At 42.6% G+C, this 24,030-nt stretch carries 15 protein-coding genes and 2 riboswitches; of the genes, 12 read left to right on the forward strand and 3 right to left on the reverse strand.

Going from position 1 to position 24,030, the window contains the following annotated elements:
- Positions 1-201 precede the first annotated feature (201 nt).
- From J7E66_RS07190 to J7E66_RS07205, 4 genes are all read left to right on the forward strand, one after another.
- On the forward strand, positions 202-8,544 hold the full coding sequence (locus J7E66_RS07190) for a glycoside hydrolase family 94 protein (RefSeq protein ID WP_214998711.1): 8,343 nt from the start codon (positions 202-204) through the stop codon (positions 8,542-8,544).
- Between the two features lie 369 nt (positions 8,545-8,913).
- Positions 8,914-10,500, forward strand: a complete 1,587-nt coding sequence (locus J7E66_RS07195) for a spore germination protein (RefSeq protein ID WP_214998713.1) — start codon at positions 8,914-8,916, stop codon at positions 10,498-10,500.
- A 17-nt stretch (positions 10,501-10,517) separates the two neighbouring features.
- Positions 10,518-11,726: a Ger(x)C family spore germination protein gene (locus J7E66_RS07200; protein WP_214998715.1), complete on the forward strand. Its 1,209-nt coding sequence runs from the start codon at positions 10,518-10,520 to the stop codon at positions 11,724-11,726.
- Positions 11,727-11,754: 28 nt separating this feature from the next.
- Positions 11,755-12,861 (forward strand): GerAB/ArcD/ProY family transporter, encoded by a 1,107-nt coding sequence (locus J7E66_RS07205; protein ID WP_214998717.1) that lies wholly within the window; start codon positions 11,755-11,757, stop codon positions 12,859-12,861.
- Here J7E66_RS07205 and J7E66_RS07210 read toward each other — a convergent pair.
- The 3 genes from J7E66_RS07210 to J7E66_RS07220 form a co-directional block, all read right to left on the reverse strand.
- Positions 12,858-13,076 (reverse strand): YczF family membrane protein, encoded by a 219-nt coding sequence (locus tag J7E66_RS07210; RefSeq protein ID WP_214998719.1) that lies wholly within the window; start codon positions 13,074-13,076, stop codon positions 12,858-12,860. The two genes, J7E66_RS07205 and J7E66_RS07210, sit on opposite strands and share 4 nt — an antisense overlap.
- A 364-nt stretch (positions 13,077-13,440) precedes the next feature.
- Positions 13,441-14,175, reverse strand: a complete 735-nt coding sequence (locus J7E66_RS32580) for an SH3 domain-containing protein (protein WP_214998721.1) — start codon at positions 14,173-14,175, stop codon at positions 13,441-13,443.
- 5 nt (positions 14,176-14,180) lie between these two features.
- Positions 14,181-15,101: a hypothetical protein gene (locus tag J7E66_RS07220; RefSeq protein ID WP_214998723.1), complete on the reverse strand. Its 921-nt coding sequence runs from the start codon at positions 15,099-15,101 to the stop codon at positions 14,181-14,183.
- A 266-nt stretch (positions 15,102-15,367) separates the two neighbouring features.
- Here J7E66_RS07220 and J7E66_RS07225 point away from each other — a divergent pair, with 266 nt between their 5' ends.
- From J7E66_RS07225 to cbiE, 8 genes are all read left to right on the forward strand, one after another.
- Positions 15,368-16,300, forward strand: coding sequence for a VCBS repeat-containing protein (locus J7E66_RS07225; RefSeq protein ID WP_251032811.1), 933 nt, complete (start codon positions 15,368-15,370; stop codon positions 16,298-16,300).
- 254 nt (positions 16,301-16,554) lie between these two features.
- Positions 16,555-16,744: riboswitch (cobalamin riboswitch) on the forward strand.
- A 177-nt stretch (positions 16,745-16,921) separates the two neighbouring features.
- A riboswitch (cobalamin riboswitch) is annotated at positions 16,922-17,099 on the forward strand.
- A gap of 125 nt (positions 17,100-17,224) precedes the next feature.
- Positions 17,225-17,608 (forward strand): (2Fe-2S) ferredoxin domain-containing protein, encoded by a 384-nt coding sequence (locus J7E66_RS07230; RefSeq protein ID WP_214998725.1) that lies wholly within the window; start codon positions 17,225-17,227, stop codon positions 17,606-17,608.
- Positions 17,609-17,660: 52 nt separating this feature from the next.
- On the forward strand, positions 17,661-19,286 hold the full coding sequence (gene cobJ, locus J7E66_RS07235; protein WP_214998727.1) for a precorrin-3B C(17)-methyltransferase: 1,626 nt from the start codon (positions 17,661-17,663) through the stop codon (positions 19,284-19,286).
- 61 nt (positions 19,287-19,347) lie between these two features.
- A complete protein-coding gene (locus J7E66_RS07240) occupies positions 19,348-20,271 on the forward strand; it encodes a sirohydrochlorin chelatase (RefSeq protein ID WP_214998729.1) in 924 nt (307 codons plus the stop codon).
- Positions 20,268-21,065, forward strand: coding sequence for a precorrin-6A reductase (gene cobK, locus J7E66_RS07245; protein ID WP_214998731.1), 798 nt, complete (start codon positions 20,268-20,270; stop codon positions 21,063-21,065). Before J7E66_RS07240 ends, cobK begins: the two co-directional genes overlap by 4 nt.
- A gap of 16 nt (positions 21,066-21,081) precedes the next feature.
- Positions 21,082-21,729 carry a precorrin-8X methylmutase gene (locus J7E66_RS07250; protein ID WP_214998733.1) on the forward strand — a complete coding sequence of 216 codons (648 nt, stop codon included), beginning with the start codon at positions 21,082-21,084 and terminating at the stop codon, positions 21,727-21,729.
- A 3-nt stretch (positions 21,730-21,732) separates the two neighbouring features.
- Complete coding sequence (locus tag J7E66_RS07255; protein ID WP_214998735.1) at positions 21,733-22,836, forward strand: cobalt-precorrin-5B (C(1))-methyltransferase; 1,104 nt, start codon at positions 21,733-21,735, stop codon at positions 22,834-22,836.
- Positions 22,823-24,028: a precorrin-6y C5,15-methyltransferase (decarboxylating) subunit CbiE gene (gene cbiE / locus J7E66_RS07260; RefSeq protein ID WP_214998737.1), complete on the forward strand. Its 1,206-nt coding sequence runs from the start codon at positions 22,823-22,825 to the stop codon at positions 24,026-24,028. The genes J7E66_RS07255 and cbiE overlap by 14 nt, the downstream gene beginning before the upstream one ends.
- Positions 24,029-24,030: the final 2 nt, after the last annotated feature.

Consider the following 24,030-nt stretch of genomic DNA (forward strand, 5'->3'; position numbering starts at 1 on the left):
TTTCTCGGCAATTTTTTATTCTCAGCATTTAATTATTCATTGTACCTGCTAATGGGCCTGTTGATTTCCACTCCATGCACTCAGTTCAAATGCCAGCTCTTGACATTCTCCTTGGAACCATTTTGCATATTTTCCAGCCAAAATGGGCAATTTTTATCAGTATAAGACATTGGTGAAAAATGCTTTTTGGGGAGGAAAATAATGATTTTTAATAAAGAGCAGCTAAGAGAAGAAGCGCATAAAACTGCATTAACCCACGATCCTTTCATAAGCCGAAAGACATCAGCGCGCTTTTTACGGTCAAATGAGTCGGACTTTGAGAAATTGCGCATCTTTGTTAACGACTTAAGAGATAATCGTTCATCCTGTTCACAGCCAGCTGAAGAGTGGTTACTAGATAACGCGGAATTTTTGGAAGAGCAGGTACTTGAAGTAAACCAAAATTTAACAAAGAAGTTTGTTAACTCTTTACCCCACCTTAAAAAAACGGGGGATTCCAGAGTTTTTTCTATTTGTACAGACTATCTTCAATTTAACGACGGGCATTTGGATATGGATTCATATATTTCCTATCTCCAGTCATATCAGGAAGTTTCCGTATTGACATTGGGTGAAGTTTGGGCAGTACCGCTTATTATGAGGGTGGCTTTGATTCGTCGGCTGGCCGAAATCATGGATACAGTCAAGGAAAGACGCGATGTTTGTGTGTTGGTTGAGAAGTTACTTTCTGGTATCAAGACATCGGAGATCACACCAGAAAAACTGAAGCAAGTAATAGAGGAAGCTGGACATGAAATGCCTCTTTCTGGACCGATGATTGTCCATTTGGTAAAACATCTGCGCGAACGAGCTGATTATACAGCAACAGTCGGTGAATGGCTCATTTGCAAATTGGAGAATGGACCAGAGAGCCTGGATCACATATTGTCATATGAATTTCAGCTCCAAGCAGCATTGCAAGTGACGACAGGTAACCTGATCACAAGCTTGCGTAAGCTTTCTCGCTGGGACTGGAAGGAAACCTTTGAGCAAATTAGCATAGTTGAACAATCACTAAGGAAAGAGAAGACCGGCTTTTATGCGCAATTGGACTTCTCCAGTCGTGAAACTCTCCGAAAGAGGGTCGAGCAGCTAGCGAGACGTTTAAATCTGCCGGAAAACCTTGTGGCATCACAGGCAGTGGAACTTGCGGATAAATATGGAGAGGAACGATCAGTTGAGGCACCGCGAGAACCGGCAAATAGCGAGGTACGAGCCGATAAAAATGGAAAGGAACTTAGCGAGAGAAATAGTAAGGAGAAAAATCGGCAATTATTTGTTGCCTATTACTTATTAGATCCCAAGGGCAATATGCTATTGAGACAAGCATTAAAAATGTGTGGTAAACCACGAGCTCTCCCAGAAACAGGGTTAATGCGCCGAGCCACCGGGACGTATTTTAATATGTTAGCAGTATACTTCGTTGTTTTCTTGATTGGCTTTTCGATTTGGATAGGTTGGGATGAATTTTTTTCACCGCTTCAATGGCTTGCTATTCTAGGAATTCTCTTGTTCCCAGCGACAGAATGGGCAGTTACTTCAGCTCATTGGTTCATTGAACGAGTCAAAGGTCCAGTCCCATTATTGAGATTTGATTTTTCAAAAGGAATTTCCGCTGATGCGAAAACGATGGTTGTGATTCCTGTCATCTGGACATCGATAACAGAAGTAAAGGAGTTGGCGGACCGGCTTGAACTGCATTATTTGGCGAATCGGGATTCCAATCTTCACTTCGGGTTATTGGGCGACTTCAAGGATGCGGAGACAGAGTCTCTCGAACAGGATGAAATCATTTTAACAGCCGCCAAACGAGAAATTGAACGATTACGAAATACTTATTCCAACACAAACTTTCATCTCTTTCAGCGAAAGCGGCAATGGAACCCGTCTGAGGGTGTATGGATGGGATGGGAGAGAAAGCGAGGAAAGTTAGTAGAACTTGTAGAGCTGCTAAAAGGGAGAAAGGATACCAGCTTTGCTTTAATAAAAGCCGATTTGACTATACTTCAGGATGTGCGTTATATCATTACTCTCGATTCAGATACGCAACTTCCACTTGAAAGCGCACAGCGAATGATTGGGACGCTGCATCTACCCTATAATCAGCCGGTCCTAAATGATACAAAGACAAGAGTGATAGAGGGCTACGGGGTGCTTCAACCAAGACTCAGTATGAGCCATGAGGCCTCAATGAAATCGCGCTTTGCCAGTCTTTGGTCGGCAGATCCAGGGTTTGATCCATATGCGTTTGCAGTTTCTGATCCATATCAAGATGCGCTAGGTCAGGGAATTTTCACCGGAAAAGGAATATTTGATGTTGATACGTTTTATCAAGTGCTATGTGAACGGATTCCGGATAACCGGGTGTTGAGTCATGATTTACTTGAAGGCAGTTTCCTGCGGGCAGGCCTACTTTCCGATATTGAATTAATTGATCATTATCCAACAAAGTTTTTCGTCTTTCAAAAGCGGCTCCATCGCTGGGTAAGAGGAGATTGGCAGCTATTACTATGGTTGCTGCCAAGAATGTATAACCGAAGAGGTGAAATGCTGCCAGTCGATTTGTCTGTGCTGACTCGGTGGCAGATCATTGATAATATGCGGCGGAGTCTATTGTCTACGTCATTATTTGTCATCCTTTTTTTAGCAGTCACGATCCTTCCGGGTTCACCTTTACGCTGGTTAGCTTTGGTGGCTGCAACTTGGTTTTTGCCGGTTCTTCGCCAGCTTGTCACCGCTCAAATCGGTTTCATGAATCTGCGTAGTGTTTTAAACACGGGGGCTCAAGTCTTGTTAGGGATTGTTACCCTGCCGTTTCAAATGGTCCTTTTGCTCGATGCCATTGCTAGAACGTTGTACCGTTTAGTGTTTTCAAAAAAACGATTGCTCGAATGGGTCTCATCAGATGAAGTGAATCGCAATAGCGAACGGAAGGGGACTCCTTTACTCCAAGGCATGTGGGGAGGTTATGTTCTTTGTATTTTGTTTTTGGCGGCAACATTATTTAATGAAAATAAAATGGTGCAAATCATTGGGCTTACCTTAAGTGTGATGTGGGTATGTGCTCCATTAGTAATAAGGTGGCTCGATCAGCCGTCTCCACAGGAACATATGGCTTTTTCGGAAGATGAGCTCGAAGAATTGACGAACCTGGCTCAGCAAATATGGTCTTTTTATGAAGATTATGTTACCGAAAAAGAAAACTGGCTGCCACCTGACAATGTGCAAATGGACCCGCCGAACGGGGTGGCGCATCGAACCTCTCCTACCAATATCGGGATGTATCTTACCTGTGCTTTAGCGGCAAGGGATTTTGCGTTTATTGATACCCCTGGATTAATTTTGCGGTTGGAGCGTACATTGGAGACACTTGAGCGAATGGAAAAGTGGGAAGGGCATTTATACAATTGGTATGATACAGAGACACTGAACCCGTTATCGCCAAGGTATATATCAACCGTTGATTCAGGAAATTTAGTCGGCTGTCTTATTACGGTAAAAGAAGGCTTAGCCGAGTGGCTGGAATCCTATGATAAAAAGGAAACTCCGATTTACCACTTTCATAACAATGATAAGCTGCAGACTGCTTTTTCCGAAGAAATCGCACCAGATGTCTCGAGACAACTAAATGGTAAGAAGGCAAGTATTATTTGGCGCGATAGGGGTCAAATGTTGCTTAAACGTATCGAAAAATTGATTGAAGAAACCAATTTCCAGCCACTATTTGATCATAGGGCTAAGCTATTTTCCTTAGGATACCATGCTGATCGAAATATACAGGATGAGGTTCTATATGATTTAATGGCGTCTGAGGCAAGAATTGCTAGCTTTGTTGCGATTGCGCTTGGTCAAGTGTCTGTGTCCCACTGGCATGTACTTGGAAGAACGATGACTAGAGTTGGGAAACAGCCCGTCCTCTTGTCCTGGTCTGGAACCATGTTTGAATTTTTAATGCCATGGCTGTTAATGAGGACCTATCGAAATACATTGTGGGAAAAGACGTATGCTGCGGTTGTTGATCGCCAAATTCAATACGCACACCAGCGTGGAGTGCCATTCGGGATCTCCGAGTCAGGCTATTATGCGTTTGATTATCAAATGAATTACCAGTATCGGGCCTTCGGTGTCCCGGGTCTCGGATTTAAACGGGGACTTGAACAAGATTTGGTGATTGCACCTTACGCCACGATCATGGCTCTGCCATTTGCAAAGGATCAAGCTTTGGATGCTTTGAAAAAAATAGAACAGTTAAATGGTCGAGGAAAATATGGCTTTTATGAAGCAATGGATTTTACGCAAGAACGGCTGCCTAATGGCAAGCAACATAAGGTGATTCAAAGTTTTATGGCCCATCATCAAGGGATGAGCTTCCTAACTTTGGCGAACCTATTACTGCCAAAAACAATGGTAGAGAGATTCCATCGGAACAAACAAATACGTTCAGCTGAATTGCTCTTACAAGAACGGATTCCTAAAACGCCTAAGTATATTAAGCATCCAGCTTTGGGACGTGTACACAAGCCTTATTCAAAAAGCGCTCAGGATGTTGAAACCGTAAGAGAATATATTTCACCTGACACAAGGGTTCCCGAGGTCAGCGTTCTTTCAAATGGTTCGTTCACAACAGTGGTAACGAATACCGGCAGTGGTTTTAGCCAGTACAAAGGTTTATTAGTCTCTAGATGGCGCGAAGACCCGGTAATGGATCCATGGGGAAGCTATGTTTATATTAGAGATATCTCCCAAGATAAACTATGGTCAGCGTCGTACCAACCATGCCGAGTTAATTCTTCGGAACAACGCGTACAATTTGGATTAGATCGTGCAACATATATGCGGGAGGATGGAAAGGTTAAGACAAGTATGGAGATTTGCGTTTCATCAGAATGGAATGCGGAGCTGCGTAGAATAACATTGACAAATAGCAGTGAAGAAGCAAAAGTTTTGGAGGTTACAACTTTTGTTGAGCTAGCTTTGTCCAATCCCATCGCAGATATTGCCCATACTGCCTTTAGCAAGCTGTTTATTCGGACTGCTTTCGATGCGGAATCAGGCTGCCTTATCGCTGGCCGAAGACCTCGTGAAGCGAATGACCAGACACTTTGGTCAGCACATTCACTCATGGTGGACGGTGATACGCTTGGATCGGTTGAATTTGAAACAGACCGAGCTAGCTTTATTGGCCGGGGCTATCGACTCTCCAATCCCCAAGGAATTCGTACTCGCCTTCGTGGTAAGGTTGGTTCGGTGGCCGATCCAGCCTTTGTGATGAGACGGCGGATCTGCATTGAACCCGGTAAGCAAATTCGATTAGTTGCCGTTACTTCGGTTAGTGAGACAAAGGAAGATGCGATCGAAATTGTGCGTAAGTTTGCTCCTAATCAAGCAGTGGAACGGGCGTTTCAATTATCATGGAACCGAGGACAGATTGAAATTCGTAATCTGCATTTAACGAATAAAGAGGCAACTAATTTCCAAAGGCTGGCAGGTCATATTTTATATACTCCCCCGCTCAAGAAGGGCCGAGGGCAAAGTATTTCAATCAATACTAAAGGTCAGTCTGGACTTTGGAGTTTTGGGGTATCTGGGGATCGACCGATCGTCCTCGTCCGAATTGAAGACCGCAGCCAAATGCCGTTCGTGGTTAAAATATTAACAGGTCATGAATACATCAGGCGACTAGGTCTTTTATTCGACCTTGTTCTCCTTAATGAATCGGAGGAAGGCTATCAACAATTCTTGCAAGAAGCACTTCAGCAGTCGGCAGAACATGGAGTGGACCGTTTTGGTGCAGGTTTATCTGGTGTATATGTCATCGCCTCTAATCAATTGGCTGCGGAGGACAAAGCATTGTTAATGGCAGTAGCTCGAGTCGAGTTCCGCGCAGGCGGAGCTAGTTTAGAAACGCAAATGCGCTTGCCTAAGGTTGAAACAGAAAATGGACTGCTTAAGGCTGAAACGGAGAATGGGTTGCCGGAACAACTTAAGCCGGTGCCTTCTGCTAAAAATAAGTACGTTTTTTCTGGGCAAACCATCCAAGAGGAAACGAAGGATTGGTTATTTTTTAACGGTTGGGGCGGGTTTTCCCCCGATGGAAAAGAGTACCGGATCATGATCAAAAATGGAAATCACTTGCCGGCGCCGTGGATTAATGTCCTGGCCAATCCTCGTTTTGGCTGTCTCATTTCCGAGATGGGATCGGGTTATACGTGGTGGGGGAACAGCCGTGAATGCAAGCTTACGCCATGGTCCAATGATCCCGTCCTTGATCCACCCACGGAAACAGCCTATTTAAGAGATGAAGAAAGTGGCCAGGTGTGGTCAGGTGCACCATCCTCAGTCCATTCAAACGAGCCATATAAAATAACGCATGGCAAAGGATTTACAAAGTTTGATCACGAAAGAAACGGCATTAAACACGAAATGCTGGTATACGTACCATTAGAGGATCCTGTGAAAATCATCAGGGTGAAGCTGCAAAACAAGACTGCGGAGCAAAGGCATATTTCTTTTACCTATTATGCCGAATGGGTTTTAGGGGTTCAACGACAAGCGAATGCACCATTTATTGTGACAGAATGGGTTGAGTCTGAGCGGGTCATGATCGCCAAAAACACATATCAAGAAACCTTCCGTGATGCAACCGCATTTTTGGGGATATATCCGCAGCAAGGTGCTGATACGGGCCCTGACTATTCAAACGATCTTACGTGGACGGCGGACCGCAACGAATTTATTGGACGAAATAGAAGCATGGAACATCCAGCGGGAATGGGTCGTGTTGGTTTGTCGTGTCGGACAGGCACGCATTACGAATCTTGTGGTGCGATTCAGACTAAGCTCACGCTAAAGCCAGATGAAGAACAGGTTGTCTATATTCTGTTAGGCTGCGACGACTCTAAAAAGAGTGTCTTACAGTTAGCTAAGAAATACAGCCAACCTTCCACTTGTGATCAAGCGATGGAGGAGCTTACTGCTTTTTGGGATCAGCATTTAGGCCAAATTCAAGTGTCAACCCCGTCAAAGGAAACAGATTTTTTGTTGAACGGGTGGTTATTATATCAGTCACTTGCCTGTCGAATATGGGCAAGAACTGCATTTTATCAAGCTGGAGGAGCATTTGGCTTTCGCGATCAATTACAGGATTCACTAGCACTCCTGCATACGATGCCAGAAAAAACAAGAGCACAAATTGTGCTCCACGCTTCCCACCAATATATAGAGGGGGATGTGCAGCACTGGTGGCATGAAGAAACTGAACGTGGTATCCGAACGACGTTTTCTGATGATTTATTATGGATGCCGTATGTGGTTTCACGTTACATCGAGCATACTGGTGATCAAACGGTTTTGGACGAAGTCGCACCGTTTCTAACGAGTGAAAAGCTTGCTGAGGGTGAACACGAACGCTATGAACCGACCGTACGATCTTCTGAAACGGGCACGGTATACGACCATTGCCTGCGAGCGATCGATCGGGCATTGGGCCGGATTGGTGAGCATGGTTTGCCATTAATCGGAGTGGGAGATTGGAATGATGGCATGAATCAGGTTGGTGTGAAGGGACGAGGCGAAAGCGTGTGGCTCGGCTGGTTTATTTGTGATGTGCTGAACCGATTTGCCGAACTCTGCGGATTGCGTGGGGATTCTGAACGGGTGGAATCATTCCAGAAATTGCGCAAACAGTTAACAAACTCTCTCAACGAGCAGGGCTGGGATGGTCAGTGGTACCGACGGGCTTTTACCGATGCAGGTCAATGGCTCGGTTCCATTCAAAATGAGGAGTGTCGGATCGACGCCATTGCTCAATCATGGTCCGTAATCTCAGGTGCAGCACCAATGGATCGTGCTGTTCAGGCAATGAACTCGTTCGACCGGGAGCTCGTCGAGCGGGACCTTGCTGTTGTTCGGCTGTTGACTCCAGCTTTCGATCAGACCGAACCAAGCCCTGGATATATACAAGGTTATCCACCAGGAATCAGGGAGAATGGTGCCCAATATACTCATGGAGTTATTTGGGGCATCATCGCTTGGTGTCAGCTTGGTAACGGTGAAAAAGCAATGGAGATGTTTACGATGCTTAATCCGATCACGCATACTCGTACCGACCAAGAAGTAAGAAGATATACAGGTGAACCATACGCAATTGCTGCTGATGTGTATACGGCAGAACCGAATCAGGGACATTCAGGATGGACTTGGTATACGGGTGCGTCAGGCTGGTTTTATCAGGCCGGTATCGAATGGATATTAGGGATTCGGCGACGAGAAACTCGACTTTATCTTGATCCGCGTATTCCAAGTGAGTGGCCGGGATTCTCGGCTACGTACCGATTTGGGAATACTCGTTACCACATTAACGTTAAGAATGGTTCTGGTAACAGTGAAAGTGAGTTGACAGTTGACGGTGTGCAAATTCCGATTTCTGAAAAGGAAAAATCTGCTGGACCATTTGTGGAATTACGAGATGACGGACTCGACCATCATGTGGAATTAAGAATTTAGGAAAAATAAAAACATTGCTAAGCTCCCTTTACTTAATAAAAAAGCTCTTGGATTAATTGAACAGACCTATTAAAGTGAGACAATGAAAAAGCACCAATTTATGCTCCCTGTTCGAGTGGAATTCTTCCTATCTTATAGTGGAGGATTCAATGTCGGGCATTATCCAAGCAGCATTTTCCTTTCCGGGACATGCTTGTGATAATGCCTTTTTCTTTTGCTATTCTTTGAAAGGAACGGGACGTCTACGACTGTGTTTCCAATTTACTCATACCAAGTTGAAAATAAATAGAAAATATTTAATGAATAACCTAAATATGTAAAACTGATAATAGGTTATATGAAAATGATGAATAGGAGTATTCAAATGGTATGAAATTCCTGCGAATTAAAAATAAACATTCCAAGGCAGAGCAAAGAAAAAAACTGATATCTGATACAGAAGGATACTCACTCGAGCCTAATTTAGAAACTATGCTGCATAAAATTAAACAAGAAATTGGTGATAGCCCTGATCTCGTTATTCGCTCGTTTCAGATTGGGAGCACTCCAAGCATTCCAGTTGTGGTTGTTTATATAAGCGGGTTAACGGATGAGCAAGCTGTTAACGACTATGTTATACGATCGTTAATGGTAGATACGGCAGACAGTAAATTAGAAATAGATTCTAATCATGTATTCGATCTTATCTTAAATAATGCTTTAACAATTGGGAATGTAAATATTCTAAAAGATTGGAATGAACTCATTTTTTCCATTTTGTCAGGCGATACAATCATTTTGATAGATGGGTATGCTGAAGCTATATCGGGCAGTACAAGAGGTGGTCAGTGGAGGCCAATTACAGAATCGACTTCGCAAGTTACTATCCGAGGACCTAAGGACAGTTTTAACGAATCCATTACAACTAATATTGCTCTTATTCGGAGACATCTTAAAAGTCCACAGCTACGATTAGAAACGATGAGAATCGGAAAGGTTTCACAGACTAATGTAGCAATTATGTATATAAAGGGAATTGTTAGTAATGAGCTTGTACAGGAGGTTCGACAGAGGCTGACAGATATCCAGATTGATGCTGTTCTTGAATCAGGATACCTTGAAGAACTTATTCAAGATCGGACCTTTACTCCCTTTCCAACTATATATAATACAGACCGGCCGGATGTAGTTTCTGGTAACTTATTGGAAGGGAGAATAGCCGTATTAGTTGATGGTACTCCGTTTATTCTCATCTTACCAACTGTTTTTTCGCAGTTCTTTCAATCATCGGAAGATTATTCTCAGCGATTTGATATTGCCTTACTAATGAGATTAATTAGATATACAAGCTTTTTTATTTTAATACTGGGACCATCCTTTTACATTGCAGTTACTACCTATCATCCGGAAATGCTTCCAACTTCTCTTCTCATTAATATTATGGCTCAACGAGAAGGAGTTCCTTTCCCTGCCTTGATCGAGGCTGCGATTATGGAAGCTACATTTGAAATATTACGTGAGGCTGGCATTCGTATGCCTCGGGCAGTCGGACAAGCTGTTTCGATTGTAGGAGCGATTGTATTAGGACAAGCTGCTGTGGAAGCAGGGATTGTCACAGGATTAATGGTAATCGTCGTAGCGATAACAGGGATTGCGAGTTTCGCGATACCCGCATACAATTTGACCATTGCCGCGAGATTGATTCGTTTTCCTTTAATGATCATAGCAGCACTGCTTGGTTTTTACGGACTGACGTTAGCGATGATTTTATTAGTCGCTCATATGAATAGTTTACGTTCCTTCGGTATTCCATATCTGGCCCCCTTCACGCCTTTTTCTTTAAAAGGCCAAAAGGATACCGTAATTCGTGCTCCTTTCAAGTCTAATGAAACACAATCTCGGTTCATTAGTCAAAAAGATGCAGGGAATACCCAAACTGATGAACTCAAATCATCGGCTAGTGAATCGAGGAAATAAAGCAAAGGGGAATGCAGATGAAGCGTACGGTTTTCAGTCTTTTTTGCTTATTATGTGTATGTACAATATTCCTTACGGGTTGTTGGGATCAGCGTGAGTTAAATAAAATAGCTCTTGTAATGGCCATAGGGTTAGATAAAACAAAAGGAAAAGAGGAATATCGCGTCTCGTATGAAGTTGTGAATCCAACAGAAATTTCGGGAAAAACAGGGACAGGAAGAACTACACCTGTGACAGTTTACAATAGTTCTGGTTCTACGGTATTCGAAGCACTTCGCAATGCGGCAGAAGTAACACCCCGACAGCTAATGATTTCCCATATAAACATTATTGTAATCGGAGAAGACCTAGCAAAAGAAGGTATACACGGTATATTAGATTTTTTTGAAAGAGATGATGAAGGTCGTTTAACGTCAAATTTACTCATAGCTAAAGATGCTAAAGCGGAAGAAGTCCTTAAAACACTTACACCTATAGAAAAAGTCCCAGCATTTGCAATAAAAGGGAAGCTCGAAACAATGGTCAAAAAATTGTCTAAAGGCTACGATATTGAACTGGATGAGGTGATACGGGGAGCATTAAGAAAAGGTGGCGGGCCTGCTATTAGTGGAGTTCAACTGATTGAACATGCCGAATCAGGATTAAAGGAATCCGATATAAGAAGAACCACACCAGCCACAATTATAAAGATTAGCGGTCTAGCTATGTTTAAACACGGCAAGCTAGTTGGATGGTTGAATGGTGAAACAGCACGAGGCGCTGCAGTGATTAATAATAAGCTGAGAGGGTCTGCTGTCAGTATCGGCTGTAAACAGAAAAAAAGGGGACTTAGTATTGAAGTTCGAAGGTCCAAAACTAAAATTAAAGCCAGCAGTCAAGATCGTATTCCTACCATTCAGCTGTTTGTTAAACAAGAGGGCAGTATTGGACATATATTGTGTGCTATTGACCTAAAAAAGTCTAAAGAGATTAGAAAGTTAGAAAAAAAATGGGCGAAAGAAACGAAAAAAGAAGTAGAGAAAGCAATATCACAAGCACAAAGAAATCACACGGATATTTTTGGTTTTGGAGAAGCATTAGAACGAACAAATAAACAAGAATGGAAGGAAATGGAAAATAACTGGAGTAACATCTTTGCAAAATCCAAAGTAGAAGTTCATGTCGAAACGAGAATCAGACGTCCTGGGATGAGATCAATCCCATATCTTTTCAGTGAAAAGGAATAGATAAAAGCGGAATGGAGATATGTAAACGATGGAAAAAGCAAAAATTAGTGCCGGGGAGTTTTTTTCTCTCATTGTTTTGTTTAACTTTGGTACGGCTCTTGTCGTTAGTTTAGGGTTACAGGCTAAGAAGGATGCTTGGCTGGCAATTTTTTTTGGAGCAGCAGGTGGGATCATCCTTTTTTTTATATACCGTTCTCTTTTTCGAATATATCCGCAGCAACCGCTTATCAGCTATATTCAAACTATTTTAGGGAAATATATAGGATGGCCGTTAAGTTTACTGTATATCCTTTTTTTTATCTATGGTGCAGCTAGAGATGTGAGAGATGGGGGGGAAATTCTCACGAGCGCCATATTAGATCAAACACCATTGCTGATTATTAACCTCTCGATCATTATAACAATCGCGTATGTTCTTTATAAGGGAATTGAAGTGTTAGTCAGAACAGCTCAAATCTATTTGGTACTGGTTATATGTTTAGGGCTAATAAGCAACCTTCTTCTCATATATTCTGGAGTTATTGATATAAATAACTTATTACCCATACTTCGTGACGGATGGAAGCCTGTTTTCACAACATTGTATAGTCAAACATTATCTTTCCCCTTTGGAGAAATGATTTGTTTTGCGATGCTATTTCCATTGCTGCAAAGCGACAAACAAGGGGTAAAAATGGGATTTTGGGCAGTGGTTTTTAGTGGTTTGACATTAAGCTATACAATCGCACTTGATATAGCTGTACTCGGTTCTGACATTGCAGGTCGCTCATCATTTCCATTGTTAACAATGATAAGTAAAATAAACATTGGGGAATTTATACAACATCTAGATTTAATTGTTATTTTAACGTTAATTATTTGCAACTTTTTCAAAATTGCTGTTTTTTATTATGCAGCTGTTATGGGGGCAACAGCTTTATTTAACCTTCAAGATTATAGGAAAATGGTAGCTCCTATCGGAATCATCATTCTCTATTCTTCTAGTATGATCGCATTTGATTTTTCAGGACATCTGGAGGAGGGAAATTTCTCACTCAAAACCATATTTCCTCTTTTTGGAGAAATCATACCCGCATTCCTTCTGCTTATAGCTGTGATTCGAAAAAAATTTAGTCAACGATTACGAGATATTTAATGAATTTTCTTTTTCACAAACATAATCATAGGCTTTAAAAACCATATTGAAATTAAAATTAAAGAGGAGGATATTTCCGTTGAATCCATCAACCAAAACGGGTTATTTAAGTTCTGCCAACATTGAGAAATTGTCTGACCTAAAAACAAGTCCATTGCAACAGCAAAACCTATACTCAGTATAAGAAGAAAAACAAATATAAAGAATGATTTCATGAAAATGAAACCTCCTGTGTGTTACAACTTTCCCATAGTATGACTTATTGATGGTGTTTTCATTATTGCTGTTGGCAGGAACAATATGTTAAAACCTAATCATGCAGAAAACGGTTCTCCAAATAAGGAAGGAGTTTTTTGTATTGAAGGAAGTTCCCCTGTTATTAAATTATAAAGATGCACTTAAAAAATTTTCTTCTGTTTTGTTTTTGAATTCCTAAGATTTAAAAGGAGAGGGAACTATTCCCATAGGGGTCCACTCTCCTTATCTAGGTTGTTCTATGAACTGGATAAAGGATCAAAAAATCTCGGAAATTGTTCCATTCGTTGCGACACTAAGTCGGTAAATAATCCTCTCAATTTATTATTTTTCCCTGACAATCAAGGCTGAAATCCAGCCTTCGATCCCGTTTGCGGTGTGAACTTTTAGCCACTTAATTCCTTTGGAATCTACTTGTTCTTCATTCAAAAAGTGCATGATTTCTCCATTTGTAATAGTGTATAGTCGGGGTGCGGTAAGTGTGGGAGCTACACGAATATTTCCGCCTTCTTCGTATTTCTTATTTAAAATTAATTCTTTTGGATCAGGGGAAACTCCGGATGCTTGAATGTATACAGGTTCTTGGTTTAACCATATCTCAGCTTTCTTCCATTTTTGTGTATACCACTCATTTGGATTGTTGATCATTGCTGCAGTAAGCAAAATCACTAAAGTTGTCGCAGAATAGAAGGTCCATCTTTTAATCCTTGTCTTATTCCTTTTCCGTTTTATGAAAAGCTGAATCATTTTGTTGAGAAAACTTTCGAACCAGGCAAACATTCCTTCAATGATATCAATCCAAACAGATATGCCAGCTTTTCCTGCTTCTCTCCGACTTCTTTGAATCATGCAAAGAAGTGCCATGATTGGGTAAGAAATGAGATAAAGCATTTTTTTCAACAAACGGCACAATAAGTTTAAGAAGGGAGGTATAATGTACAACAAAATCAGCCTTGCGAACTGCAGGAGCACAAAGAGAGCCAAAAAAATACGGATCCATTCCGGCAGGACAGAAATAAGTGACCAGATCCAAAACAGCTGATTTAAAATGGATTCCACAATCGCTAATCTCCTTTATTTAAATAGGATAATAGTTCTCTCCTTGGACCAGAAATCTGTTTTTTTCTATTGATGTTTTCCAGATTGACGGGGAGATAGGGGAATAGCTTTTTTAGCTTGGCTAATCTTTGTTCTGCCTCAAACTGGTCAATAGAGTGATCGTTGATCAAGTTTAAAAGTTGTTTGTTTACCTCATATTTGAAGGCTTGATTTTGGCTAAACTCCGATTCCACTAACCGCTTTGCCATTTCATTCTTTTCTCCAAGCTTCCCTGCAGTGATAAAATCACCTGCTTGAAGGGCTTCTTTAATCGAGGCCGAAATCCGGCGCGCTTCCTCCAAGTCCAGAGCCTCTTGATAGGCAGATAGTTCTGCGTTCCGGTCTAAATCGGCGATAGCCTCATCATGACGCTGGTCCCGAATACCTTGCCGGATCAAAACACGAACATTTCTAACAACAATACCAGCCTCTCTTAATACCTTTACTAATGGCGAGGTTTGAAAAAATTCTTCAATATGCCGGGCAAAACTCAGATCCTCTTCAATAGGATAAAATCTTGCTTCCGACTCCACCCAGAAGGGTAGATTATTGTTAAAAATGTTGCCAATTTCTCCTGCATTTTGTTGAATTAACCGTTCGGGGTGTTCAACGGCAATATCGATAAATAAATTGACAGAAAACCTTCTTCCTCTTGTAGCCGCTGGGACTTCTTCCTTGTAGGTGATGGTTTGCTGCTGCATATTGACTGTATAAACCCTTTTATATTTGCCAATCCGCAATTCACTACGTGACAAACGCTCTCCATTTTTAACTGCATAGTATTCATTGTGATTATTAACATAAACAAAGGCATAGGTCATAGACGACGCCGGCGGCTTTTCCAAAAAACTAAATTTCACGTCTTTAACATCTTCAATAAATTGCATTAGGTTATTCCCTCCAGGTTAACTATTTTCATTGAGAGATCACTTACCCTTGTCTACATTCTATGCAGACAATCGGAAGAAAAGCCCCCATATCTTTGTAGAAAATGGGGATTGAGGGAGTAACGTATGCTGGCCGTGAATTAAGGGATCCCTTTGAATATTATTTACGACATGCTTTTGAACACCCATGTAGACAGGATTTTGGAATGCTCCTGTGGATTTGTACATAAATCTATATGGAGAATCATAAGACAGGTGGGTTGCAGATGGAAACCAATGATTTTAATAAAGAGCTGCATCATTATTACACAAAAATACGTGAGACGAATCATCCCTATTATTGGTACTGTTTGGCTAAAACGCAGGCAAGAGCAGGATTAACAAATGAAGCACTGCAAACAATTGATCTGGCTTTGTCCTTTCCCAATCCTTATCCTTCAAAGCACAAACTTTTTGAAATACGGGCGGGACTGCAATCAGCTGATTCAAGACAGATATATACTAATAGTCCAGCCATCGTAACAGTAAAGAGGGGTGATATTGACGGAGACGGGATAAAGGATAATGTTTATCTTACGGCATATAAAACTCCTGATAGTCCATTTTGGAAAGATATCACTTTGGTTGTCCAAAATGGGAGAACACATCACTATGATCACATCCATTTTAAAAATAACTCAGGATACAACCCCACACTTTTTCTAGGTGATTTGACAGGCAACAAGGGGGAAGATATTTTAGTGGTTATTGACACCGGAGGAAGCGCCGGCACGGTTTATGCGTATATCTTTTCTTATATGAACGGTCAAATAAGGCAAATATTTGATTCAGATGCATTCAATGATTCCTATAAGTACGATGTGACTTATGAAAATCAATACAAAGCAAAGGTAATCAGTTATCATCTCAGAGAAAAGTATATTCTTGACCTTACTTATAAGGGGAAGGAATATTTATCGGAAATCTATAACCCCCAAGGTATATTAAAGGCTCCTATTAATGGGTGGGTGAATCCCTTGTCTGGTTTATACCCGATTGATTTTAACAGGGATGATAGATATGAACTCGAAGCGTATCAAAGGATAGCTGGCAGGTATAATGCGGACAGTCTGGGATATATACAAACTGTATTGAAATGGAATGGTCAGGCGTTTGGTCCTGATAGACAGACGGTGGTCACCTTTGGTGGGGAAATGTAACAATTGGACCTTTTGTCGATTGATAATGTCATAATGAAGTTTTCTTTCATCATTTACCGATTCCTTTTACCACGATTCATAATAACTAATAGGGCATTAATACAGGGAATGGGAATAAAGAAGTTGTTGTAGGTATCCAGCAATCCGATCGCTATGCCGCCCCCCTAAAATAATATAAGGGAATTTAAAAAGCACTTGATATATTCTATTTGTTAGACTAGTATAATTATTATCTCTTAAAATTACATATGAATTTGTTAACAATTAGTTAAGATGCCTTAGGGCTTAATTGGGAATCTGGTGAAAGGCCAGAACTGTCCCCGCAACTGTAAGTGTGGACGAAATAGACAAACCACCGGACCGTTTATTTTATTGACGATTCGGGAAGGGTCTAAAGTAGGAAGAAACACAAGTCAGGAGTCCTGTCTTAACTTTTAATGTTTCGATTTCTTCGGGGGTTGAGAAGATGGAACGTTTGGACAAAAAGGATTATTTATTATCTTTCTTTGTGCTGACGTTTTATCCGTTCAACTAATGTTGAACGGATTTTTTCGTTTTGATGATTCTAAATCATTTTTAATTATCATAGTTTAGCTTTAGAAGGAACAAGCCTTTTTAACAATTGAATAGATTAGGATAGGTGCACGAATATGTGCTTAATAGGGAAGTACGGTTTAAATCCGTCACGGTACCCGCCACTGTATGGGGAGTTCATTGCAGATGTCACTGAAGGAATTCGGGAAGACGCAATGAAATGATGAACCTAAGTCAGGAGACCTGCCTTTACCTAATAACTTCCATCAACCTACGGGAACATAGGTAGAAGTGCTGAACATACATCGCTATTTTTTTGTGTGTATATTTTGCACCTCTATGTCCATAGGGGTGCTTTTTTTACGTAAAAAACGAAAAGGAGAGTGTGACATGACTACTTGGAATTTACAAGGGACGAAACACCATGTTTTTATTTGCAACGGCAGCAGCTGTATGGGAAAGGGTGGGGAGGAAGCGACACAAGCGATTCGGAATGAAATCACCAATTTAAACTTAGATTCACTCATACATACAACAAGAACGAAATGCAATGGGAGATGTAAGGATGCACCCGTTGCCATCGTCTATCCGTCAGGGACTTGGTATAAAAACGTAACCCCAGAAGTGGGAACTACGATTGTAAAGCGTCATCTAGCAGAAGGTCATTGCCTTCAGGAGCATGCGATCTATCAATATTCCGAAGCAGGATTCATACCGCCAGAAGGGTCGGAATGCATCGAAGGAGTACAAAAAGTGGTTAAAGAAAAGATGTAACAGCGGATAGTGCTGGATTCTAGTTTGAAATTTTGGAAGGTGGCGTAATAGTGTGAAAGGCAAATTATTGGTTATTGGTTTTGGCCCTGGTGATGAAAAACATATCACTGGACGGGCAAAAGAAGCCATCGAAGAAAGTGATATCATCATCGGCTACAAAACCTACGTTGATCTAATCAAGGGATTAATAGCTGGAAAGCAAATCATCAGCACAGGAATGACAGAAGAAGTGGGCCGGGCCCAGGAGGCCGTGAAACAGGCCGAACTCGGTTACACGGTAGCCGTCATTTCGAGCGGTGATGCCGGTGTATATGGAATGGCAGGACTGGTTTACGAAGTGCTAATCGAAAAAGGCTGGAAAAAAGACTCAGGGGTAGAAGTGGAGGTGGTCCCTGGCATTTCCGCCATCAACTCCTGTGCTGCTTTATTAGGCGCGCCGGTCATGCATGATGCCTGTACGATCAGCTTAAGTGACCATTTGACACCTTGGAGCTTGATTGAGAAACGAATCGAAGCGGCCGCTTCATCTGATTTTGTGATTGCCTTATATAATCCAAAAAGCGGGAGAAGAACACGGCAGATCATGGAAGCACAAAAAATTCTACTAAAATATCGCTCGCCAGACACCCCTGTAGGATTGGTAAAGAGTGCTTACCGTGATAGTCAAAAGATCGTCTTAACTAATCTACAAGAGATGCTCGAACATGAAATTGGCATGTTAACCACCGTTTTAATTGGCAACTCTTCCACATTTTTCTACGACGGCTTGATCATCACTCCGCGCGGTTATCAGCGGAAGTATACATTAAATCAGGCAATTCAGCCGTTGAAACCGCATCAGCGTCTGCAAAAGGAAGCCGAACCATGGGCACTGGAGCAAATGGAAGATGTAAAACCGGTAAACAAGGAACTAGTCACCCCAACCTCAGTGAAAGAGTCGCCAAGAGAGCTGGCTGAGGAAGCCTTGCAAATGATCCTTGGTGAGAACGATGGACCTTCCCAAGGTTTAATGGTGAAGCAAGACTTTCAATCTATTTTTGAAGTAGCGGTCAGCCCTGGTGTCGCCAATAAAAAATTTACCGCGAATCAGATGGTCATTCTTTCCGAAATTGTCGGAGAAGAAGGGGGCATGGAATACACACAAGACCATTTTATGAAGCTGCAAATTTTAACCTCTAGGCCTGATGAGATTGTTGAAAAGCTAAAGGCGGCCAACTTTTTGATTGCTCCTGTTGGCGACGTATTAACCGTAAAAGCCTGTGATTTTTGTGACGGAGAAAAGAAGGATTCCATTCCTTATGCCGATGAGCTTCAGGAAAGGCTTGGCGGCATGGAACTCCCCAAAGAATTGAAACTTGGTGTGAATGGCTGCGGTATGGCCTGTTATGGAGCCGTAAAAGAAGATATTGGCATTGTCTACCGTAAGGGGGCGTTTGATTTATTTTTAGGAGCCAAGACAGCTGGAAGAACCGCACATCCTGGCCAAATCGTAGCGGAAGGAATCGCACCGGACCAAATTGTCGGGGTCATAGAGGGGATTGTTCAAGAGTACAAACAAAAGGCCTATCCAAATGAACGTTTCTATAAATTTTTTAAACGGATCAAAGAGGTTCAAGGTTTTGTGTACCAGGATATCACACCAAACCTTAAAATCGAAGCGGCTGTTTGCGGGGAGTAAAGGGAAGAAGTCTAGGTCAATTGGCAGGTAAGGCATTTACAAACAAAGGGGAGGAAATATTTTGAAAGCAATTTTATTTGTGGGGCATGGGAGCAGAGATCAAGAGGGAAATCAGCAGGTTCGCGAGTTCATCGGTGAGATGAGAAAGACTTGGGACGATTCTTTCCTGGTTGAGACGTGCTTTTTAGAATTTGAACGGCCAACCGTTAATCAAGGAATCGATCTGTGTGTGGAGAAAGGGGCCGACCATATTGTCGTGATTCCAATCATGCTCTTACAGGCAGGACACTCCAAAATTCATATTCCAGCAGCTATTGATGAGGCAAAGAATAAATATCCGCTTGTTCAATTTACTTATGGCCGGCCAATCGGCGTTCATGAGGAAACATTTGAAATTCTAAAAACCAGATTAATGGAAATTGGCGAGAATCTAGAATCCATCGAAGACGAAACGGCTGTCCTTTTGTTAGGACGGGGCGGAAGCGATCCCGATGCGAATAGTGATTTATATAAAATTGCTAGATTACTATGGGAAAAAACAAACTATAAAATCGTCGAACCTGCTTTTATGGGGGTGACCAATCCCCTTGTGAACGAAGGGATTGAGCGCTGTATTAAGCTTGGAGCAAAAAAAGTGGTAATCCTGCCTTACTTTCTATTCACCGGCATCCTGATTAAACGGTTAGAAGATATGATGGTTCCTATTCAAAATCAATATTCCACGGTTGAATTTCAGTTGGCTGACTATTTTGGTTATCATCCAAAATTACAGACGATTTTAATCGATCGGGTGGAAGAAGCCCTCCGTGATGAGGTGAAGATGAACTGCGATACCTGCCAATACCGTCTCAATGTGATGGAACATATCGATCATCACCACCACCATGATCATGATCACGGCCATGACCATCACCATCATGACCATGACCACGACCATCATCATGATCACGAACATGCAGTGCAAAAGGCAGGAGATAGAGAATGATTTTCGTATTAGCTGGTACAAGTGATGCACGAGCCCTTGCTTTAGAAATAAAAAAGAAGGGCTTCGATCTCTTGGCCTCCGTTGTCACAGAAAATGCAGCGGTTGAATTAAGGGAGTCAGGGATACCTGTTCAAGTAGGAAGATTAACGGATGAAGACATGGTGGGGTTGATTGACACAAAAGGGATTCTAGCGGTTGTCGATGCCAGTCATCCGTTTGCGGAAGAAGCTTCGAAAAACGCAATCAAGGCGGCCCAAACAGCGGGAATCCCCTATATCCGGTATGAACGGGAGTCACAAACTTTCCAATATGAAAACATGACAGTCGTCGAAAGCTACGAGGAAGCAGCGGGGCTTGCATTGGCCAAAAAAGGCGTAGTGATGCTGACGACCGGCAGCAAGACGCTTCAAATTTTCACAGAAAAACTATTAGGAAACCCGGACATCCGCTTGATCGCCAGGATGCTGCCTCGTATGGATAATATGGAGAAATGTGAACAGCTAGGGCTGCCGCAGAAAAATATTGTTGCGATCCAGGGACCATTTTCAAAAGAGTTCGACAAAGCCCTATATAAGCAATATGGCGTGACCTTAATGGTGACGAAAGAGAGCGGGAAAGTCGGATCGGTCGATGAAAAGGTCGAAGCCGCCAAGGAACTGGGGATTGAGGTCATCCTTATTGGCCGTCCGAAACTGAATTATGTAACCGTCTATGCTAATTTTATTGATGTCATTTCAGAATTAGATAATAGGATTGATTCCACACCAGCCGTCACAACAGAACAATCATTTTAATACAGGAGTGATAGAAATGGATTTTCGTACCGAATTTAAACCGTTAACCGTCCAACCGGAACAGATTGAAGGCAGAAGCTTTGAAATGATTAATGAAGAAATTGGGGAGCACCCATTTACCGAGGAGCAGTATCCGATTGTCCAGCGCATCATCCATGCATCCGCTGATTTTGAACTCGGGAAAAGCGTCCTCTTCCATCCTAACGCGATTCAGTCCGGTATTCGGGCGATTCGGAGCGGGAAAATGGTAGTTGCCGATGTTCAAATGATTCAAAGCGGGGCTAATAAAGCGCGAATTGAAAAGTACGGCGGAGAAATCAAGGTCTATATTTCTGACCCGGATGTGGTACAGGAAGCCAAACGGCTGAATACCACAAGGGCAATTATTTCGATGCGGAAAGCGATCAAGGAAGCGGACGGTGGCATTTTTGCCATCGGGAATGCCCCAACCGCCTTACTCGAACTCATTCGCCTGATTAAAGAAGGAGAAGCGAAACCAAGTCTTGTCATTGGTTTGCCAGTTGGGTTTGTTTCTGCGGCTGAGTCAAAAGAAGAACTAGCCAAGCTCGATATCCCGTTCATCACAAATATTGGCAGGAAAGGCGGCAGTACCGTGACCGTTGCCGCATTAAATGCTATTTCCATTATGGCTGAACGGGGATAACCCATGCAGGAAGTACCAAAAGGAAAGCTGCGGGAAGGATATACGACAGGGGCCTGTGCAACGGCAACCACCAAAGCGGCGCTTACGGCATTAATTACCGGTGAGCCGCAAACAGAATCAACGATTTACTTGCCCGTCAAGCGGTTTGCAACCTTTCTGATAGAAAGCTGTGAGGTAACGGAACAAACGGCCATCGCCAGTACCATTAAAGACGCGGGGGATGACCCGGATGCCACCCACAGGGCCTTGATCGTTTCCACTGTGTCATGGCTCGATGAACCAGGTATCGTCCTGGACGGGGGAATTGGGGTTGGCCGGGTCACAAAGGACGGATTACCCGTTCCTGTTGGCGAGGCCGCGATTAACCCCGTTCCCCGCAGGATGATTCGTGAGACGGCCGAAGGGGTTTTAAAAGAATTTGGGATTACGAGAGGAATCAAAATCGTTATTTCGGTTCCAGATGGCGAAGAAATTGCTAAAAAAACACTCAATGGACGCTTAGGAATCATTGGCGGGATTTCTATCCTCGGAACCCGCGGGATTGTCGTTCCTTTTTCCACAGCCGCCTATAAGGCCAGTATCATCCAGGCAATTAGTGTTGCCCGGGCCAGTGGCTGTGAGCACGTTGTGATTACAACAGGCGGGCGGAGCGAGAAAAATGCGATGAAGCAATTCCCCGAGCTGTCTGAGGAAGCTTTTATCGAAATGGGTGACTTTGTCGGGTTTACCCTTAAACAATGTAAGAAGCAAGGGGTAAAAAGAGTTTCGATGGTCGGCATGATGGGGAAATTCTCAAAGGTAGCAATGGGGATCATGATGGTCCACTCAAAAAGCGCCCCGGTAGATTTTGATTTTTTAGCGGAGGCGGCAAGCCGTACCGGTGCGGATGCCGCCCTGGTCGAGAAAATTCGAACGGCCAATACGGCATCACAGGTTGGTGATTTGATGACAGCACAGGGTCATCTATCCTTTTTCGAACGGCTAAGCGACCATTGCTGCCTTGCTGCTTTAAAGGAAGTCGATGGCGGGATCGATATAGATACGACCCTTTATACCATGAAGGGGGATTTGTTAGGAAAGGCGGTGCGAAAGAATGGCATCCATTAAAATGATCGGCATTGGAGACGAAGGGAAAGTCAGCCTGCTCCCGATGTACGAAAAGTGGATTAATGAAAGTGAACTATTAATAGGTGGAAAGAGACAGCTTTCCTTTTTTCCTGAATTCGCAGGTGAAAAAATCGCGATTGAAGGCGGGCTTTCTTCACTCGTCGAACGGATGCAGTCGGAGACGAGAAACGTAGTGATTCTAGCTTCCGGAGACCCGTTGTTCTATGGAATTGGAAGCTATTTATCTTCTAAAATCGATTTGGATATTTATCCATATTTAAGTTCGATCCAGCTTGCTTTTGCCAGAATGAAAGAAAGATGGCAGGATGCTTATTTTACCAGCGTTCACGGCAGGAGTATAAAAGGGCTTGCCCAGCGGGTGGATGGAAAAAAAACGGTCGCAATCTTAACCGACACAGAAAATTCCCCAAATAAAATCGCTCAGTATTTGCTTTCCTTTGGCATGACTGAATATGAGGCGTTTGTGGGAGAGAACCTTGGCAGTGACAAGGAACGATGCCGCTGGTTTACCCTTGATGAAATGAAAGATGAAGAGTTTTCACCGCTCAATGTGGTGATTCTCAAGAAAAAAGGGGAAAGTCCACATTGGCCGATTGGCATTGACGATTCGGAGTTTTTTCAGCGCAAACCGGATAAGGGCTTAATTACCAAAAAGGAAATTCGCACACTAAGCATTAGTGCCCTAAGGTTAATGGAAGACAGTACGGTTTGGGATATTGGCACATGCACAGGTTCTGTTGCGATTGAGGCTGCGAAAATCGCCAGGGAAGGACAAGTGTTTGCCATCGAAAAGAACGAGGGCGACCTGGAAAACTGTAAGCAAAATTTAGCCAAGTTCCGTGTGGATGCAACATTCGTTCACGGGAAAGCACCAGAGGGATTAGATACCTTCCCAGATCCGGATGCGGTTTTTATTGGCGGGACGGCAGGCGGGATGGAAGACATTTTGGATATTTGCTGCAGCCGCTTGAAAGCGTGTGGACGCATTGTCTTAAATGCCGTCACGATTGAAAATCTTTCCGAAGCGATGATGGCGTTTAAAGAGCGGGGATATGAGACGAATATTACTCTCGCGCAAATATCCAGAAGCAAACCTATTTTGAATCTGACAAGATTTGATGCATTAAATCCGATTTACATAATAGAGGCATGGCGCAAGGAAGGGGAGTAAAC

The sequence above is a fragment of the Bacillus sp. ISL-7 genome (genome assembly GCF_018613065.1).

What these genes read in the sequence shown, in the direction of transcription:
- cbiE (WP_214998737.1), top strand. Translation starts at nt 22,823, where the DNA reads ATGGCATCCATTAAAATGATCGGCATTGGAGACGAAGGGAAAGTCAGC.
- J7E66_RS07225 (WP_251032811.1), top strand. Translation starts at nt 15,368, where the DNA reads ATGGAAACCAATGATTTTAATAAAGAGCTGCATCATTATTACACAAAA.
- J7E66_RS07220 (WP_214998723.1), bottom strand. Translation starts at nt 15,101, where the DNA reads ATGCAATTTATTGAAGATGTTAAAGACGTGAAATTTAGTTTTTTGGAA.
- J7E66_RS07250 (WP_214998733.1), top strand. Translation starts at nt 21,082, where the DNA reads ATGGATTTTCGTACCGAATTTAAACCGTTAACCGTCCAACCGGAACAG.
- J7E66_RS07205 (WP_214998717.1), top strand. Translation starts at nt 11,755, where the DNA reads ATGGAAAAAGCAAAAATTAGTGCCGGGGAGTTTTTTTCTCTCATTGTT.
- J7E66_RS07190 (WP_214998711.1), top strand. Translation starts at nt 202, where the DNA reads ATGATTTTTAATAAAGAGCAGCTAAGAGAAGAAGCGCATAAAACTGCA.
- J7E66_RS07195 (WP_214998713.1), top strand. Translation starts at nt 8,914, where the DNA reads ATGAAATTCCTGCGAATTAAAAATAAACATTCCAAGGCAGAGCAAAGA.
- J7E66_RS07200 (WP_214998715.1), top strand. Translation starts at nt 10,518, where the DNA reads ATGAAGCGTACGGTTTTCAGTCTTTTTTGCTTATTATGTGTATGTACA.
- J7E66_RS07210 (WP_214998719.1), bottom strand. Translation starts at nt 13,076, where the DNA reads ATGAAATCATTCTTTATATTTGTTTTTCTTCTTATACTGAGTATAGGT.
- J7E66_RS07230 (WP_214998725.1), top strand. Translation starts at nt 17,225, where the DNA reads ATGACTACTTGGAATTTACAAGGGACGAAACACCATGTTTTTATTTGC.
- cobK (WP_214998731.1), top strand. Translation starts at nt 20,268, where the DNA reads ATGATTTTCGTATTAGCTGGTACAAGTGATGCACGAGCCCTTGCTTTA.
- J7E66_RS07255 (WP_214998735.1), top strand. Translation starts at nt 21,733, where the DNA reads ATGCAGGAAGTACCAAAAGGAAAGCTGCGGGAAGGATATACGACAGGG.